Raw genomic sequence first — 17,902 nt, 5'->3', positions numbered from 1 at the left:
GCGACCATGAACCTGGATGATGCCCAACAGACTTTCATCATTGAAAGCCTCGAACTGCTGCAACAGATGGAAGATGCGCTGTTGTACATCGAGAACGCCCCGGACGACCCCGATACCATCAATGCGATTTTCCGTGCGGCGCATACCATCAAAGGCTCTGCCGGCCTGTTCGGCCTGGACGACATCGTCGCCTTCACCCATGTGGCCGAAAGCGTGCTGGACCGCGTGCGCGACCGGCAGTTGCACTTCGATAAAGCCTTGACCGCGTTGTTCCTGCAAGTGTGCGATCACATCGGCGTGTTGGTGAAGCTGGCCGCCGACCACACTCGGGCAGAGCCGGCCGTGCAGGGCAATGGTGTCCATCTGCTGGGCGAACTGCGCGCTCTGCTGGGCGCTGTAACCGACTCGACACCGGGCAACACGGGTGAGCCTCAGGGCTCGCCGTCCCGGTTACATGAACCTGATGACGAGCGTAGTGGCGATCCGTTGGAAAGCGATCACTGGCACATTTCCTTGCGCTTCGGCCGTGACCTGCTGCGCAACGGCATGGACCCGCTGTCGTTCATTCGCTACCTGACGACGCTGGGGCGTATCTGCAACATCGCCACCCTCACCGACAACCTGCCGGATGCCGGGGAGATGGACCCGGAGAGCTGCTACCTGGGCTTTGAGATCGGTCTGCACAGCGATGCCGACCAGGCCACCATCGAGGGCGCCTTCGAGTTCATTCGCGAAGACAGCCAGGTGCACATCCTGCCGCCGCGCAGCAACACCGAGCAGTACCGGCAACTGATTCAAGCGTTGCCGGAGGAGAACCTGCGCCTGGGCGAGATTCTGCTCATTCGCTGCGGCACGCTCTCGGTCGCTGAACAGGACGATGTCACCCACGAACCGGCCGTGGCGTCGTTGCCGATCGCAGCGGCGCCCGTGCGTGCGCCGGTGGTCGAGGCCGCGTCGAACGCGCAATCACCGACCAAGGACAGCGGCAGGAAGGACAACAATCTGATCCGTGTCGACGCCGGCAAGCTCGACCAGTTGATCAACCTGATCGGCGAATTGATCATCGCCGGTGCCGGTGCCAACCTGGCGGCCCGCAATGCCGGTGCCAGCGACCTGGTAGAAGCCACTGCCGTTCTCGCTCGCCTGGTGGAAGAAGTACGCGACTCGGCACTGACCCTGCGCATGGTGCAGATCGGTTCCACCTTCAACCGTTTTCAGCGCGTGGTGCGCGACGTTTCCAAGGAGCTGGGCAAGGACATTCGCCTGGACATCAGCGGCGGTGAAACCGAACTCGACAAGACGGTGGTCGAGCGCATCGGCGATCCACTCACGCACCTGGTGCGCAACGCCATGGACCATGGCATCGAGCCCGCCGAAATCCGCGTGGCCCAGGGCAAACCGGCCCAAGGCACGTTGAGCCTGAACGCCTACCACGATGCCGGCAGCATCGTGATCGAGGTCGCCGACGACGGTGGTGGCCTGAACAAGACCAGGATCCTCGCCAAGGCCGTCGAGCGCGGCCTGGTCAGCGAGGGCCAGCACTTGGCCGACAAGGACATCTTCAACCTGATCTTCGAACCCGGCTTCTCCACCGCGCAACAGATCAGCAACCTCTCCGGTCGCGGCGTCGGCATGGACGTGGTCAAGCGCAACATCACCGCCCTGCGCGGTAGCGTCGAGCTGGACAGCGTCGAGGGACAGGGCACCACGCTGCGCATCCGCCTGCCGCTGACCCTGGCAATCATCGACGGTTTCATGGTCGGCGTCGGCAGCGCCAGCTACGTGATTCCCCAGGACATGGTGGTGGAGTGCATCGAGTTGCCTGCCAACGACGGTCTCGATTACCTCAACCTGCGTGGCGAGGTACTGCCGTTCATTCGCTTGCGCGAGTTGTTTGCCGTCGACGGCGTTCCGCCCCGTCGGGAGAACGTGGTGGTGGTGCAGTTCGGTGGGCAGCGCGCCGGGTTCGTGGTGGATCGCCTGTTGGGTGAGTTCCAGACCGTGATCAAGCCGCTGGGCAAGGTTTTCGGGCAGATCGGCGGGATAGGGGGGTTCACCATTCTTGGCAGCGGCGAAGTAGCGTTGATCCTGGATGTCTCGGGACTGATCAGGCAGGTCGTCGGTAGGCGACAGCGGGCCGTCACTGATGGTTGGCGTTCGTGAGTGACTCCACAGGTATCGATCTCCCCCAGCGTTCCAATAAAAAGAGAATCCAATAATGAGCACTTCTTCCGGTATGAAGGTCGGCACCAAACTGGGTTTGGGCTATGCCGGTATGCTTTTGATGATGTTGATGCTGGCTCTCAGCAGCATGAGCGGTCTGTTCAACGTGCACATGATCGTGGACGACATCACCGGCAATGCCTATCCGAAGGTCCAGGTCAGCAACGAACTGAACAACGGCATGATCGATACCAGCACCACGCTGCGTGACCTGATCCTCAAGACCGACGAACAACAGCTCAAGCCGCTGCGCGATCGTTATCTGGCGATCCGCAAGGAGCAGTCCGGGCGGATGGACACCCTGGAAAAACTGTTGGACAACCGCCAGGAACAGGACCTGTTCCGCGATATAAAAAGCGCCCGTGTGAGCTATAACCAGAACGTGGATCGCCTTGTGGAGCTGGCATTCGCCAACCAGAAGGGGCAGGCCACCGAGGTACTTTATGGAGACCTGGAGCGGGCACAAGCGGATTACGCCAAGCTGATCAGCGACATGATCGAGCTGCAGGAAGCCTCCTTCTCGGATAACGATAAACAGGAGCAAAGCGAATACGACCGCACGCGCCTCATTTCTTTTACCCTGCTCGGCGGGGCGTTGATCTTTGGCATTGCGCTGGCTCTCTGGATAACCCGCAGCCTGGTCCGGCAGTTGGGCGGTGAGCCGCAATTCGCCGCCGACATTACCCAGCGTATTGCCGATGGCGACCTCAGTGTGGTGATTCCGTTGCGCCCTAACGATAGCGGCAGCTTGCTCGCCGCCATGAAAAGCATGGTCGACAAGCTGTCGCAGATCATCGGTGAGGTCCGTGGTTCGGCCAATGCCTTGAGCAGCGCCTCGGAGGAGGTCTCCGCCACCGCGCAATCGATGAGCCAGGCCACCAGTGAACAGGCCGCCAGCGTCGAAGAAACCTCCGCATCGGTGGAGCAGATGTCCGCTTCCATCAAGCAGAATACCGAGAACGCCAAAGTCACCGACGGCATGGCCGGCAACGCCGCCAGACAGGCCCGCGAAGGTGGCGAGGCGGTCAAGGACACGGTGGTGGCGATGAAGAGCATCGCCGAGAAGATCGGCATCATCGACGACATCGCCTACCAGACCAATCTGCTGGCGCTCAACGCCGCCATCGAAGCCGCCCGCGCCGGCGAGCACGGCAAGGGCTTTGCCGTGGTCGCCGCCGAGGTGCGCAAGCTGGCCGAGCGCAGCCAGGTCGCGGCCCAGGAAATCGGCGAAGTCGCCAAGAACTCGGTGGCGTTGGCCGAACGCGCCGGCAGCCTGCTCGACGAAATCGTGCCCGGTATCGCCAAGACCAGCGACCTGGTGCAGGAAATCGCCGCTGCCTCCGAAGAGCAGTCCAGCGGGGCCAGCCAGATCAATACGGCGATGAATCAGCTCAACCAGATCACCCAGCAGAACGCCTCGGCTTCCGAGGAACTGGCCGCCACCGCCGAAGAGATGAGCGGCCAGGCCGAGCAGCTGCAACAACTGATGAGCTTCTTCAGCCTCGCTGGCAATGGCGAAAGCGAGCGCAACAACCGCAGCAAGCCGACCGCGATTGCGTCTGCGTCGGTGCCGGGCAAGGCGACCGCCCACCTGCGCGAAGCGGCCGTGCCGGCCGGCTTCGTCCGTTTCCAGGAGTGATGCCATGAGCCTCTCGAACAAGATGAAAAGCCCCGACAACGTGCCGGAAACCCGGCAGTACCTGACCTTCACCCTGGCCGGCGAAACATTCGCCGTGGGGACGCTCAGCGTCAAGGAAATCATCGAGTACGGCCAGCTCACTGGCGTGCCGATGATGCCGCCGAGCATCCGTGGCGTGATCAACCTGCGTGGCGCGGTGGTGCCAGTGATCGATCTCGGTGCGCGCTTCGGTGGCCGGCAGACCGAAGTCGGCCGACGCACCTGCATTGTCATCCTGGAAGTGGACCACGCCGATGAACAACAGGTGATCGGTGTGCTGGTGGACGCGGTGAACGAGGTGCTGGAAATCGCCCCGGCGCAGATCGAGCCGCCGCCGGCCTTCGGCGCCCATATCCGGACCGATTTCATCCAGGGCATGGGCAAGGTCGGCGGCCGCTTCGTCATCCTGCTGGACATCGGCCGGGTGCTTTCGGTTGACGAACTCGCCGTGCTGGCCCAGGTCGCCGAAAGCCCGACACCCAACGAGTAAGGCGACACCCCGTTAGCGTTTCCTGCCACTTAGAAATGGAATGACCATGTTCAAGAATATGCGTGTCGGCGTTCGTCTGACCCTGGGTTTCACCGCTGTGCTGATCCTTACCGCCATGCTCGCCTATATGGGTATCCAGAGCATGCAAGACATCAAGAGCGACCTCGACGAAGTTTCCAGCCTGCGCATGAACCGCATCCTGCAGGTCTCCACGCTGCGCAACCAGATGAACATCGTCGCCCGTACCAGCCGCGACATCATTCTGACCCGCGATCCGCAGCGTATCCTCAACGACAACGAACGCCTGCGGGTCGCCCGCGGTACGTTCGACAAGGTGCTCGGTGAAATGGAAGGCGACGTGTCCACGGACGAAGCCAAACAGATCTCGGCCGAGATCCGTGCGCGGTTCCAGAGTGCGGTGCCGCTGCTGGACAAGGCCTTGAAACTGGCTGCCGAGAACCAGCATGAAGAGGCCGTCAACGTCCTGACAGGCGAGGTGACGGCGGCGCAGGATGAGCTGTTCAGGACGCTCGACGCGATGATGGCTTACCAGCAACGCAAAACCGAGGAGGTCGTCGGACAGTCCGCGCACAACTACAGCCGCAGCGTCCAGGTGATGCTCGCCCTGCTGGGGTCTGTCATCGTGCTGGGCGGCTTGATCGCGTTCATCATCACTCGCTCGATCACCCGCCCGCTGCACGAGGTCATGAGTGCCGCCAATCGCCTCGCCGATGGCAATTTGAGCAAGGGCAGCAGCAGTGACCGTCGTGACGAGACCGGTTTGCTGAACAACGCCATCCAGCGCGCCTGCACGGGGTTGCAGACCCTGATGGCCGAAATGAACCGGATGTCCGCCGAACACGACAAGGGCGATATCGATGTGATGGTCGATGCCACCCAGTACCGCGGTGCCTACAAGGACATGGCCGAAGGCGTCAACACCATGGTGCGCGGCCACATCGCCGCCAAGCAGAAGGCCATGCAATGCGTCAAGGAACTGGGCAACGGTAACCTCGATGTGTTCCTGGAACAGTTGCCCGGCAAGAAGGCTTTCATCAACGAGGCCATCGAAACCACGCGTCAGCAGTTGAAGAGCGCCGCTGCCGCCGCCGATGTCGCGACCAACCTCAAGACCACCCTGGACAATGCGTCGGTCAACGTGATGATGGCCGACAACGACGGCATCATCCGCTACATGAACCGTTCCACCGAAGCCCTGATGCGCTCATCCGAAGCCAACATGCGCAAGGTGCTGCCGCAGTTCAGCGCCGACAGGATCATCGGCGCGAACTTCGACATCTTCCACAAGAACCCCAGCCATCAGCGCAACCTCTTGAGCAGCTTGCGCGGCACCCACGTCGCCCAGGTGCCGGTCGGCGACATGGTTTTCAGGCTCAGCGCCAGCCCGATCTACAACCCTGCCGGCGAGCGTCTGGGCACAGTGTTGGAATGGATCGACCGGACTTCGGAAGTGAACGCCGAACAGGAAATCGTCAAGGTGGTCGCGGCCGCGGCCGCGGGTGACTTCTCGGGCCGGGTGGCCAGTGAGGACAAGAGCGGTTTCTACAAGCTGGTCGCCGAAGGCATGAACCAGATCGTGAGCACCGCCGACAATGCCCTCAAGGATGTACTGCGCGTGCTCAATGGCCTGGAACGGGGGGATCTGACCCAGGGGATCGACAAGGAGTATCAGGGCACGTTCGAAGCCCTCAAGAGCGCGGTCAATAACACCATCGCCACGCTCTCGAGCATCATCGGCGAGGTCAACAGCACCACCGGCCATATCGCGTCGGCCAGTGAGGAGGTCAGCTCCACTGCACTGTCCATGAGTCAGGCTGCCAGCGAGCAGGCTGTCAGTGTCGAGGAAACCTCCGCGTCGGTGGAGCAGATGTCCGCCTCCATCGAACAGAACAGCGAGAACGCGCGGGTCACTGACGGCATGGCCGGCAATGCCGCGCGGCAGGCGGTCGAAGGCGGGGAGGCGGTCAAGGACACGGTCAGTGCGATGAAGAGCATCGCCGAGAAGATCGGCATCATCGACGACATCGCCTACCAGACCAACCTGCTGGCGCTCAACGCCGCCATCGAAGCCGCCCGCGCTGGTGAGCACGGCAAGGGCTTTGCCGTGGTTGCCGCCGAGGTACGCAAGCTGGCCGAGCGCAGCCAGGTCGCGGCCCAGGAAATCGGCGAAGTGGCCAAGGGCTCGGTGGCGCTGGCCGAACGCGCCGGCAGCCTGCTCGACGAAATCGTGCCCGGCATCGCCAAGACCAGCGATCTGGTGCAGGAAATTTCCGCAGCCTCCGAGGAGCAGTCCACCGGCGTCAACCAGATCAACACGGCGATGAACCAGCTCAACCAGATCACCCAGCAGAACGCCTCGGCTTCCGAGGAACTGGCCGCCACCGCCGAGCAGATGCGCGGTCAGGCCGAGCAACTGCAACAGCGGATGAGCTTCTTCAGCCTGACGAATCAGGATGACGACGAGCGTATGGCCGCACCTGCCGCGACCCTGAACAAACCCGTCACCGCCGCGGCGGTCGGCAGGGTGCTCGGCACGCGTGGTGTGACCCTGCCCGCGGGCTTCGTGCGCTTTCAGGAATAATCAAGGTGTACATCTGCAATGAAGCGTTTTAAAGACCTGACGCCGGGTGCCAGATTCGGCTGGGGTTGTGCCACGCTGGTGCTGCTGGTTGCACCGGCTGTACTCATCGATTGGATTGGATTGCCGTACTGGCTATGGCTGGCGTGGGTGCCCTGTATCGTGATGCTGGTCATTCTGGTACTGACCCCGGCAGCCATCGACATCCGCCCGAGTACGCTGGTCGAGCCACCGGCCGAGGTTGCCTGCCTCGAGCCAGAGCCGCTGCACAACTCGTCCATCGAGGCGAAACACAACGCGAGCCGGACGCAGGATTTTGCCCAACTCGCGGACAAGATGCAGCACCTGGCGGATTTGACCACGCACATGCTGGAGAGAAGCCAGGCGCTCACCCATGCCGTCGTCGATTCGCCGTTGGCGATCAACGATACGACACTCGACAGCCAGTACCTTTCGCTGGTTGTCGACGGCACGGCGTTCGCGGTGAGCATGTTGAATGTGCACACGCTCATGGAGGCCACCCAGCTCATGCCCAGACCAGGCCAGTCATTACCGGCGCGTAGGGCGATCAGGTTGGGCAGTTCCCTGGTGCCGGTGATTGACCTGGGGCTCCACTTCGGCGGACGCCCCGTCAAGATCGGGGCAAGCACCCATATCATCATCGTCGAAGTACCGGTAGGTGATCATTGGCAAAGGGTCGGCCTGGTGCCCGATGCGGTCGGCAGGATCCTCGACATTCCCTGGGGGCAGATAGAAGCGCCTGCAACCTCGGGCGCCGGGTTCATTCTGGGGACCACCCTGGTCAGCAGCCATCGAGTGATGTTGCTGGACATCGAGCGGCTCCTGCTGGCAAGCGGGTCCGTGGGGCTGCGTACGCAACCGCGTCCTGTCGAACAGCAAGAGGTGCCGACATGAGTATTCGCCACCGCCGAGGAAATGAGCGGCCAGGCTGAGCAACTGCAACAACTGATGAGCTTCTTCACCCTGCACAGCGCTGCGGGTCCAAGCCCTGCGAATTCCCTCCAAATGCGCCGAGAGGCCACCTATGCAAGTACTTGATCGATTGTCTTTACCCGGCAAGTTCTCGATGCTGGCGTTATTGTGCCTGGTGCTGATCGCTGCACCGACCACCCTGTATGTGTCAGGCGCCTTGAATCAGAGCCGCCAGGCCGTGCAGGAGTTTCGCGGTATGCAACCGGTGCAGGATTTATTGCAACTGGTGCAGTTGACCCAACAGCACAGTGGTCTTTCCTCCGCCGTGCTGGGGGGCAACCGTGCGTTGCTCGAGACACGGCAGAAAAAACAGGCCGAGGTGGAGCGGGCCTTCGAGCAAACCGAACGTGCATTGCAGGAGTCCCAGGTGCCCGCCAGCCTTGTGACGGCCTTTGGGCAGGTGCGCCGGCAATGGGACGAGCTGGCCAGGCAGGTCTCAAGCGCAGGTATCGACGGCACCCAGAGCCTGGCGGCGCATGTGCGCTTGATCGCGGCCGCGCTGCAGGTCGAGGACGGGTTGCTCGATCATTTCGAGCTGTCGCTGGACCCGATCTTCGAAACCTATTACCTGATCACTGGTGCGCTGGTCGAACTGCCGCAGACCGGCGCATTGCTGGGCCAATTGAGTGCGACCGGCGCCCTGCATCTGGCGCAAGGGCGGATCGAGCCGGAGCAACGTGCGGCCCTGACCGGTCTGACGACCCAGGCCCTGAACAGTTTCGACAAGCTGACCCGCGCTTTCATCAAGGTCAACACCGCCAGCCCAGCGTTCAATGCTCAGCTGAGCGGCCCCCTGGCGACCCTGGGGCCCCAGGTCGAGCAAGCGCTGAAGCTGACGGACACCCAACTGATCGCGACCGCTGCGCCCAACTACCCGGTGGCCGACTACATCGCGACCTATGCCCGGACCGTCGATGCCTTGTACGCCTTCAACCGGCCGGCGCTGGCCGCCCTTGCCGATGCCCTCGAGGCTCGTCGCGACAGCGCCTGGCAGGACATCCTGCTGATGTCTGGCGGCTTGCTGGTGGCGTTGCTGTTGGGGGCCACGCTGGCGACCTTGATGGTGCTGCGGTTGCTCAAGCAAATGAATCTGGCGCTGAAGGCCGCCGAACGTATCACGGCAGGCGATCTGAGCCATGCTGTCGACTCGTCTGGTACGGATGAGCCGGCCCGCTTGTTGCTGGCCTTGCAACATATGCAGAAAGGGCTGCGCGATACTGTCCAGCGCATCATGAGTTCTGCCAGGCACCTGGCATCGACGGCTGCCCAGTTGAGTGCCGCGACCCATGATGCCAGCCACGGCCTGACGCGCCAGAGCGGTGAACTGGATCAGGCCGCCACCGCCGTCACCGAACTGACCAGCGCCATCGAGGACGTGGCACGCAATGCCGTTTCGGCGTCCCAGGTGTCCGAGTCTGCCGACCAGCGTTCCCGCCAGGGCCAGGAGAGCGTGGGGCGCACCGTGGGCGCCATCGAGGTGCTGGCCGGCGATATCGAACACACCACCGATGCCTTGCAGACCCTCGCCGGGAATATCGGTGGTATCACGTCCGTGCTGGATGTCATTCGCGGCATCGCCGAACAGACCAACATGCTGGCCTTGAACGCAGCGATCGAAGCGGCGCGGGCCGGCGAAAGTGGGCGCGGTTTCGCCGTGGTGGCGGACGAAGTCCGGGGGCTGGCGCAGCGAACCCAGGAATCGACCCGGCAGATTGAGAGCATCATTGACTCGGTCAGGACCGGCAGCGAACAAGCCCTCGGTTCCATGCGCAACAGCAACGGCAAGACCCGGGAAACCCTCGAAGTCGCACGCGAAGCGGGTGCCGCGCTGGAAGCGATCGCCCAGGCCATCGTGCAGATCAACGAGCGCAACCAGAGCATTGCCAGTTCCACCCAGGAGCAGTCTCATGTGGCCCGCGAAGTCGACAGTAACCTGCTCAGCATCCGTGATGTGTCGACACAGGCCAGCGGCGTTGCGAACCAGACCCACGCGTCGAGCCGGGAGTTGGCGCAGTTGGCCGACGAGCTGGATGCCATGGTCAAGCACTTCATTGTCTGAGCACATCATGAGCCGCCTGCGAGGAACCCGTCGGGATGAATAATCTGGTGCTCTGCGATAAGGAGTTCGCGCAGTTTCGCGACTTGATCTTCGAGATCGCCGGTATCCGCATGTCCGATGCCAAGAAGCCGCTGGTCAGCGGCCGCCTGGCCAAACGTGTCCGCGCGCAGGGATTGTTCAGCTATGGCGATTATTTTCGCCTGCTGCTGAACGAGCGCACGGAGTTGCAGGTGGCGGTGGATCTGTTGACCACCAACGAAACCTATTTTTTCCGTGAGCCCAAGCATTTCGCCTTCCTGCGCGAGCAGATTCTGCCGGAACCGGGCAATCGCTCCAGCGTGCGAGTCTGGAGTGGTGCCTGCTCCTCCGGCGAGGAACCCTACAGCATCGCCATGACCCTCGCCGAAGTGCTGGGCAACCGACCCTGGGAGGTGCTTGCCTCGGACCTCAGCCTGCGGGTGCTGGAAAAGGCCCGTAGCGGCCTGTACCGCATGGTCGATGCCGAGGATATCCCGCGACCGCTGTTGACCCGGTATTGCCTCAAGGGGATCGGCGAGAACAGCGGCAGCCTGCTGATCGACCCGGCCCTGCGCAACCGCGTGAGCTTTCGCCAGATCAACCTGAACACGGCGTTGCCGGACCTGGGGCAGTTCGAGGTGATTTTCCTGCGTAACGTCATGATCTATTTCGACCTTGAGACCAAGCGTCAGGTGATGCAGCGCATGCTGCCGTCGTTGAAGCCAGGCGGCTATTTCATCGTCAGCCATTCCGAAAGCCTGAACGGCGTCTGTGACGAATTGAAAGTCGTTTCCCCCTCCATTTATCGGAAACCCCATGCGTAGACCCGAGAGCATCATCGAGATTTTCCTGCAACCCGGGGAACTGTATTTCGGCGATCGTCATACGCGTATCCACACCCTGCTGGGGTCCTGCGTGTCCCTGGTGTGCTGGCATCCCACGCGGCTGATCGGCGGCATGTGCCATTTCATGCTGCCGACCCGGCCACACCTGCCGGCCGGCGGGTTGAACGGCCGTTATGGCGACGAGGCTATCGAACTGATGTTGCGCCAGGCCCGTCGCCATGGCATTTCACCCATGGAGTTTCGTATTCACCTGTTCGGCGGCGGCAACATGTTCCCCGCGATAGATCGGCAAAAGGACAATCGGGTGGGCCGCAAGAACGTCGACGCCGCCAGGCAATTGCTGCTGGCCCACGGCCTGAACTGCAGCGGTGCCCATGTGGAGGGCGCCGGGCATCGGAGCCTGATCTTCGACCTGTGGAACGGCCAGATCGCTATCAGGCATATTCCGCCTACGCTGGAGATACGCCAGGGTAGACGCGCATGAAAGCCATCAAGGTAATGATCGTCGATGATTCCGCCGTCGTGCGTCAGGTGCTTTCGGCCATGCTCGCCGAACACCCGCAGATCGAGGTGATCGGGGTGGCCGCCGATCCACTGTTCGCGTTGGAAAAAATGCAGCGCCAGTGGCCCGATGTACTGGTATTGGACGTGGAAATGCCGCGCATGGATGGCATCACGTTCCTGAAAAAACTCATGGCCGAACGGCCGACGCCGGTGGTGATCTGTTCCACGCTCACCGAGGCCGGTGCACAGACCACCTTGCAAGCGTTGGCGCAGGGGGCGGTCGGTATCGTCTGCAAGCCCCGACTGGGGCTCAAACAGTTCCTTCACGACGCCGCCGATGAGCTGGTCCGGGCGATCCAGAGCGCGGCACGGGCCAATTTGCGGCGCCTGGCGCCCCAACCTGTGGTCAAGACGCCCGCCGCCGACGTGCTGCCGGCCGTCGGCCACGCCATGACACAGACCACCGAGAACCTGGTCGCCATCGGCACCTCCACCGGCGGCACCCAGGCGCTGGAGGCGATCCTCACGCGTCTGCCACGGGTGTGCCCGGGGCTGGTCATCGTCCAGCACATGCCGGAGCGCTTCACGGCGGCGTTTGCCGAACGCCTGAATCAGCTGTGCCAGATCGAGGTGCTCGAAGCGCGTAATGGCGACCGGGTCATGCCGGGGCGGGCGCTGATCGCTCCCGGCGGTCGACACATGCAGCTCACGCGCAGCGGTGCCCAGTATCAGGTGGAGGTGCGCGACGGCCCCCTGGTCAGTCGCCATCGCCCTTCGGTCGACGTGCTGTTGCGTTCCACGGCCCGTGTGGCCGGCGCCAATGCCCTGGGCATCATCATGACCGGCATGGGCGACGACGGTGCCCGTGGCCTGAAGGACATGCGCGATGCCGGCGCCCGCACCGTGGCCCAGGACGAAGACAGTTGCGTGGTCTTCGGCATGCCGAAAGAGGCCATCAAGCTGGGCGCGGCAGAACGGGTGCTGGCGCTCCATGACATTCCCGCGGCGATCCTCTCCAGCATGACCGGCTGGCGCTGAAGATGGTCCTGTACCCAACCGATCTGGAAAGCGTTTATCAAGTGCGACAACTGTCTTATCAGGAAAACCGAGGTGGCGAACATGAATGAACAGCTGCCCTTGAACCACTCACTCGATGCCGGTGTGCCTGACGGGCAAGGCCATGCCGATGAAGAACCGTCCCTCAATGATCAGTCGGCCTTTCGTACCCTGGCCGAGAATACGCCGGATACCATTGCCCGCTATGACCGCCAATGCTTGCGTGTCTATGCCAATCCGGCCTTCGCCCGCATGGCCGGGGTCTCGGTGGCGACCCTGCTTGGCAAGAAACCCAGTGACATGAACCATTCACCTCAAGTGCTGGCGTATGAGGCAGTGTTGATGAAGGTGCTGCACAGCGGCCAGCCCGACGATTACGAACTGGCCTGGCTGGGAGCCGATGGCCACCTGATCACCAGCCATATCCGCATCGTTCCCGAGTGCACGGCCGATGGCGAGGTGGTCAGCGTGCTGGCGGTGGGGCGCGATATCACGCCACTGCGTCGTACTGAACAGGAACTGCGGATCCGGGAGCAGGAGTTCCGCACCCTGGTGGAGAACTCGCCGGACGTCATCGTGCGCTACGACCTGGAAGGCCGGCGCGTCTACATCAACCCCGCTTACGAGCGGTTGTATGGCATTCCCGCCGAAGAGGTGCTGGGCACCCTCAGCACCCATAGGAGTCCGCTGCCGGACGGCGTGTCGATGCGTTATCACGACGGCCTCCTGAACGTCCTGCGCGGCGCCCGTCCCGAAGCGGTGGAGGCAACCTGGACCAAGGCCAATGGGGAGCAGATCGTCCAGCATGTCCAGGCCGTGCCCGAGTTCGACCAGCATGGCCAGGTCATCAGCGTACTCACCATTGCCCGCGACATCTCCGCGCTCAAGGATACCGAGCAGCGTCTGGAACAGGCCGAGGCCATGGCTCGCCTGGGCCATTGGCAACTGGATTTCCAGCGCGGAACCCTGCGCTTGTCGGCAGAGCTGTGCCGCATGCTCGATCAGCCGCGCGGCTGGGCACCTTGCCCGAAAAGGATTCTTGCACTCATTGTCCTTGAGGATCGCGGGCGAGTGCTCAGGCGTATTCATCAAGCCTTGTCCGAGCGCAGCACCGCCCTGGTGCTGGAGTACTGCGTCGCGGTCGGCGAAGAGCGCCTGCACCTGCATTCGCGCCTGAGCGTGGAATACGCCGCTGACGGTACGCCTTTGCAGATGCTCGGCACCGCCCAGGATGTCAGCGAACTGAAGGCATACCAGACACGCCTGCACACGCTGGCTTTCTACGATGCGCTGACCGGCCTGCCCAACCGTGAACTGTTCAAGGAGCACCTGCAACATGCGCTGCTCCAGGCCGAGCGCAGTGGCCGTCAGGTGGCGGTGGGGATTCTCGACCTCGATAACTTCAAGGTGATCAATGACACCCTCGGTCACGGCGCCGGTGACGAACTGCTGCGCGAAGCCGCCAGACGCCTGCGTGACTTGCTGCCTGCCACCGATACCCTGGCCCGCCTCGGTGGGGACGAGTTTGCCCTGATCCTGCCGCAACTCGCCGGCACCACCGACCTGGACGATCTCGGCAGGAAAATCCTGCAATCGATCACCGGTATCTATCAGATCCAGAGCCGTGAAATTTTCGTCTCCGGCAGCCTCGGTATCGCTCGTTATCCCGTGGATGCCGACAATATCGTCGAGCTTCTGCGCTATGCCGACTCGGCCATGTACTACGTCAAGGCCCGTGGGCGCAACAACGTCCAGCTCTACTCGGCGCGCCTGGCCCAGCAGACCACCGAGCGCCTGGCCATGGCTGCGAGCCTGCGCCATGCCCAGCAGAACGGCGAACTGACATTGCACTATCAACCACAGATCGATCTCGCCAGTGGACGCCTGGTCGGCGCCGAGGCGCTGCTGCGCTGGAGCCATCCGCAGCACGGACAGGTTGCGCCGGACACCTTCATCCCCATTGCCGAGGACACCGGGTTGATTGTCGGTATCGGCGAATGGGTGCTGGAAAATGCCTGCCGCCGCGCTGTCGCCTGGAACCGCGACGGTCGCAGCCCACCGCTGAAAATAGCCGTCAACCTGTCGCCACGGCAGTTCCAGATGAACGACCTGCTGGCCTCGATCCGCAGGATTCTGCAAGAGACCGGTTGTGCACCGACCTGGTTGGAACTGGAAATCACCGAAGGCTTGCTGCTGGACAACAACATCCTCGTCCAGGACACCCTGGAACAACTCGATGCCATGGGTATCTCCATCGCCATTGACGATTTCGGCACCGGCTATTCGGCGCTCAGCTACCTGAGTCGCCTGCCCATCGGCACGCTGAAGATCGATCGCTCCTTTATCCACGACATCGAACACAACCGCGACAGCGCCGAGCTGGTCAAGGCGATCATCTCCATGGCCCACAGTTTGCGCCTGTCGCTGGTTGCCGAGGGGGTCGAGGAGACGTCCCAGCAAGCGTTCCTGCAACGCTACGGCTGCCACAGCGCGCAGGGCTGGCTGTACGGCAAACCCATGCCGCAGGAGGATTTCGGCCACCTGCTGACGCACCTTCCGGGCGATACAAACGTCTGATCCCGATGAAATAACCTAACGAAAAAATGAGAGTCGCACCCTTAAGATGAAGAGTTTTCGCAATATGCCCATCAGTCGCCGTCTGTGGATGGTTCTCCTGCTCGCCATGACCATGCTGGCTCTACTTGGCCTGCTGATGCTGCGTCAGATCTATATCGAGGAGTATGGCGCCAAGGTCGGCAAGACCCGGGATGTGGTTGAAACCACGATGAGCGTGCTCAAGTATTACAACGGCCTGGAGAAGGCCGGGGTGCTGAGCCGCGAAGAGGCGCAGAAACAGGCCCTGGTGATTGTTCGCGAGCTGCGGTACGAAGGTAACAACTATTTCTGGATCAACGATCTTGCCCCCAGGATGCTCATGCACCCGACCAATCCCAAGCTCGATGGGCAGGATATTTCCGGCTTCAAGGACCCGGACGGCAAGGCGCTGTTCCTGGACATGGTCGCCGTCGCCAAGAGCCAGGGAGGCGGCGTGGTGGCGTATCGCTGGCCGAAGCCTGGCGCCGCCGAACCGGTTGAAAAAATCTCCTATGTGGAGCTGTTCCAGCCCTGGGGATGGGTGCTCGGTTCCGGCACCTACATCGATGACGTGAAGGCTGCCTTTCGCGCCCAGCTCTGGAGAGCTGCCGGCATGCTCCTGGGGATTGGCCTGCTGATGGGATCGTTGGTGGTGTTCATCAGCAAGAGCATTACCCGGCCACTGAACGAAACCGTGCGGGCCATGGCCGACATCGCCGGTGGCGAAGGCGACCTTACGCGCCAACTGGACGCTCGGGGCAAGGATGAGCTGGCGGCGCTGGCCGCTCATTTCAATGATTTCACCGCCAGGCTGCGCAATGTCATCGGCCAGTCGCTGCAGGCGGCCAAGGCGTTGAACCAGGCCTCCGTTTCGCTGGACGCCATCGCCAGTGAAGGCCAGGGACACAGCCAGAAGCAATCCCAGCAGATGGACCTGGTGGCCATCGCCATCAATGAAATTACCTTCGGCGTTCAGGATGTTGCCAGGAGCGCCGAAACGGCGACCAGTGAGGTACGCGACGCCGACGAGCGTACTCAGCGCGGCCAAAGCAACATCGGTAACTGTTCGCGCCAGGTCGAACAGCTCTCTGGAACCATCCAGCAAGCGGTAGACGTCATCCAGACCCTGGCCAAGGAAAGTACCCGCATCGGTGGCGTGCTGGAGGTGATCCGCTCCATCGCCGAGCAGACCAACCTGCTTGCTCTCAACGCCGCCATCGAAGCGGCGAGGGCCGGGGAACAAGGGCGGGGATTCGCCGTGGTGGCGGATGAAGTCCGTATACTGGCCCAGCGTACCCAGCAATCGACCACTGAAATCCACGGCATGATCGAGACCCTGCAACGCAACTCAGAAGCCGCCGTCAGTGTGATCACCGAAAGCAGCAAGGGCTCGCAACTGACCATGGAACAGGCCGGCCTCGCCAGCCAAAGCATGGACCAGATCGGCCAGGCCCTGCGCAATCTCGCCGGCCTGAATGCTTCCATCGCCGGCGCCACGCTGCAACAGTCACAGGTGGTCGAAGACATCAATCGCAACATCACCCAGGCCGCGGGCCTTGCACAGAACAACGTCCAGGCTTGCGAGCGGACCAGCACGGCCAGTCAGAGCTTGCGACAACTGGCTGATCAGTTGAATGGGTTGTTGCTACAGTTCAGGATCTAAGGAGCGGGCAGCCTAAAAATCACTGGATGAAGGCAGCAAAAACTCCCACAGCTCTTGGCAGTGCAAATTTCTGAAGGGACTCCCGCAGTTCAATCTAGACTGCGCGTCCCTTCCAGTCAGAACCATCGCGGATCATCGCGTTGAGGCGTATCAGCAAAACGCGCATACAAGCGATGAGAGCCACTTTGGCGCATTTGCCTTTCTCGCGAAGCGCTTTGTACCGCGCATTGAAGTCAGGCTGAAACCTGATCACTGACCAGCAGGCCATGTACAAAGAACGCCTGGCGGCGAATCTGCCGCCGGGGATGGCGGACTTGCCCGCGATGGCGGTGGCAGCTTCGATACAGCTGGCACCGTCGCGAGCAAGCTCAGTTCCCACGCAGAAGGAGCTATCGCGTCAGGAAAGGAACCCCCCATCCACATTCAGCGCCACACCCGTGGTGTAGCTCGACGCATCGCTGGCCAGGTACAGCACCGCGCCGGCCATTTCGCTCGGGTCGGCCACGCGCTTGAGCGGGATCTGCGCCAGGGCGGTTTTCAGGATCGCGTCGTTCTTGACCAGCGCCGAGGCGAACTTGGTGTCGGTCAGGCCCGGCAGCAGGGCGTTGCAGCGGATGCCGAACTGCGCGCACTCCTTGGCGAACACCTTGGTCATGTTGATCACCGCGGCCTTGGTCACCGAATAGATGCCCTGGAAGATCCCCGGCGAGATGCCGTTGATCGACGCCACGTTGATGATGCTGCCGCCGCCGTTCTCGCGCATCAGCTTGCCGGCTTCCACCGACATGAAGAAGTAGCCGCGAATGTTCACGTCGACGGTTTTCTGGAACGCCCCCAGGTCGGTGTCCAGCACGTTGCAGAATTGCGGGTTGGTGGCGGCGTTGTTCACCAGGATGTCCAGGCGCCCGAACTGCTCGCGAATGCCGGCGAAGACCTGGCTGATCTGCTCCATTTCACCGATGTGGCAGGCGATGGCGGTGGCCTTGCCGCCAGCAGCGATGATCGCATCGGCCACGTGCTGGCAACCGTCGAGCTTGCGGCTGGAGACGATCACGTGGGCGCCTTGCTGGGCCAGCAGTTTGGCGATGGCCTCGCCGATGCCACGGCTGGCGCCGGAAACGAAAGCGATTTTACCGTCGAGGTCGAACAACTGGGTCTTGGACATGCTGTTTCCTTGTG

Annotated in this window: 11 protein-coding genes and 4 pseudogenes; 13 read left to right on the top strand and 2 right to left on the bottom strand. The window is 62.3% G+C overall.

Features of this window, described 5'->3' with window-relative positions; genetic code table 11:
* The first annotated feature begins 6 nt into the window (after positions 1-6).
* From N4Q37_RS01140 to N4Q37_RS28025, 13 genes and pseudogenes are all read left to right on the top strand, one after another.
* On the top strand, positions 7-2,163 hold the full coding sequence (locus N4Q37_RS01140; protein WP_260954606.1) for a chemotaxis protein CheA: 2,157 nt from the start codon (positions 7-9) through the stop codon (positions 2,161-2,163).
* A gap of 55 nt (positions 2,164-2,218) precedes the next feature.
* Positions 2,219-3,862 (top strand): methyl-accepting chemotaxis protein, encoded by a 1,644-nt coding sequence (locus N4Q37_RS27665; RefSeq protein WP_313958306.1) that lies wholly within the window; start codon positions 2,219-2,221, stop codon positions 3,860-3,862.
* Positions 3,863-3,866: 4 nt separating this feature from the next.
* The gene (locus N4Q37_RS01125) at positions 3,867-4,391 is read left to right on the top strand and encodes a chemotaxis protein CheW (RefSeq protein WP_260954604.1); all 525 of its coding nucleotides are present in this window, start codon (positions 3,867-3,869) and stop codon (positions 4,389-4,391) included.
* Positions 4,392-4,431: 40 nt separating this feature from the next.
* A pseudogene (locus tag N4Q37_RS28040) lies at positions 4,432-6,078 on the top strand (MCP four helix bundle domain-containing protein); the annotation flags it as partial.
* Positions 6,079-6,132: 54 nt separating this feature from the next.
* Positions 6,133-6,993: pseudogene (locus tag N4Q37_RS28035) on the top strand (methyl-accepting chemotaxis protein); the annotation flags it as partial.
* 18 nt (positions 6,994-7,011) lie between these two features.
* Positions 7,012-7,905: a chemotaxis protein CheW gene (locus tag N4Q37_RS01110; protein ID WP_260954603.1), complete on the top strand. Its 894-nt coding sequence runs from the start codon at positions 7,012-7,014 to the stop codon at positions 7,903-7,905.
* Positions 7,906-8,035: 130 nt separating this feature from the next.
* The gene (locus tag N4Q37_RS01105; RefSeq protein WP_260954602.1) at positions 8,036-10,042 is read left to right on the top strand and encodes a methyl-accepting chemotaxis protein; all 2,007 of its coding nucleotides are present in this window, start codon (positions 8,036-8,038) and stop codon (positions 10,040-10,042) included.
* A 35-nt stretch (positions 10,043-10,077) separates the two neighbouring features.
* Positions 10,078-10,884: a CheR family methyltransferase gene (locus N4Q37_RS01100; RefSeq protein ID WP_260954601.1), complete on the top strand. Its 807-nt coding sequence runs from the start codon at positions 10,078-10,080 to the stop codon at positions 10,882-10,884.
* Positions 10,877-11,389 carry a chemotaxis protein CheD gene (locus N4Q37_RS01095; protein WP_260954600.1) on the top strand — a complete coding sequence of 171 codons (513 nt, stop codon included), beginning with the start codon at positions 10,877-10,879 and terminating at the stop codon, positions 11,387-11,389. The genes N4Q37_RS01100 and N4Q37_RS01095 overlap by 8 nt, the downstream gene beginning before the upstream one ends.
* Positions 11,386-12,447 (top strand): protein-glutamate methylesterase/protein-glutamine glutaminase, encoded by a 1,062-nt coding sequence (locus N4Q37_RS01090; RefSeq protein ID WP_260954599.1) that lies wholly within the window; start codon positions 11,386-11,388, stop codon positions 12,445-12,447. Before N4Q37_RS01095 ends, N4Q37_RS01090 begins: the two co-directional genes overlap by 4 nt.
* A gap of 81 nt (positions 12,448-12,528) precedes the next feature.
* A complete protein-coding gene (locus N4Q37_RS01085) occupies positions 12,529-15,042 on the top strand; it encodes a bifunctional diguanylate cyclase/phosphodiesterase (RefSeq protein WP_260954598.1) in 2,514 nt (837 codons plus the stop codon).
* 46 nt (positions 15,043-15,088) lie between these two features.
* A pseudogene (locus tag N4Q37_RS28030) lies at positions 15,089-15,865 on the top strand (cache domain-containing protein); the annotation flags it as partial.
* Between the two features lie 123 nt (positions 15,866-15,988).
* Entirely contained in the window at positions 15,989-16,723 is a 735-nt protein-coding gene (locus N4Q37_RS28025; RefSeq protein ID WP_449301159.1) for a methyl-accepting chemotaxis protein, read from the top strand.
* Between the two features lie 94 nt (positions 16,724-16,817).
* On the opposite strand, the pseudogene N4Q37_RS28020 reads toward N4Q37_RS28025, so the two are convergent.
* Positions 16,818-17,042 (bottom strand): annotated as a pseudogene (locus N4Q37_RS28020) (IS110 family transposase); the annotation flags it as partial.
* Between the two features lie 78 nt (positions 17,043-17,120).
* On the bottom strand, positions 17,121-17,888 hold the full coding sequence (locus tag N4Q37_RS01075) for an SDR family oxidoreductase (protein ID WP_003180553.1): 768 nt from the start codon (positions 17,886-17,888) through the stop codon (positions 17,121-17,123).
* Positions 17,889-17,902: the final 14 nt, after the last annotated feature.

It is taken from the genome of Pseudomonas citri (assembly GCF_025336485.1).
Classification (GTDB): Bacteria; Pseudomonadota; Gammaproteobacteria; order Pseudomonadales; family Pseudomonadaceae; genus Aquipseudomonas; species Aquipseudomonas citri.
This window is presented reverse-complemented; position numbering and strand designations above follow the sequence as displayed.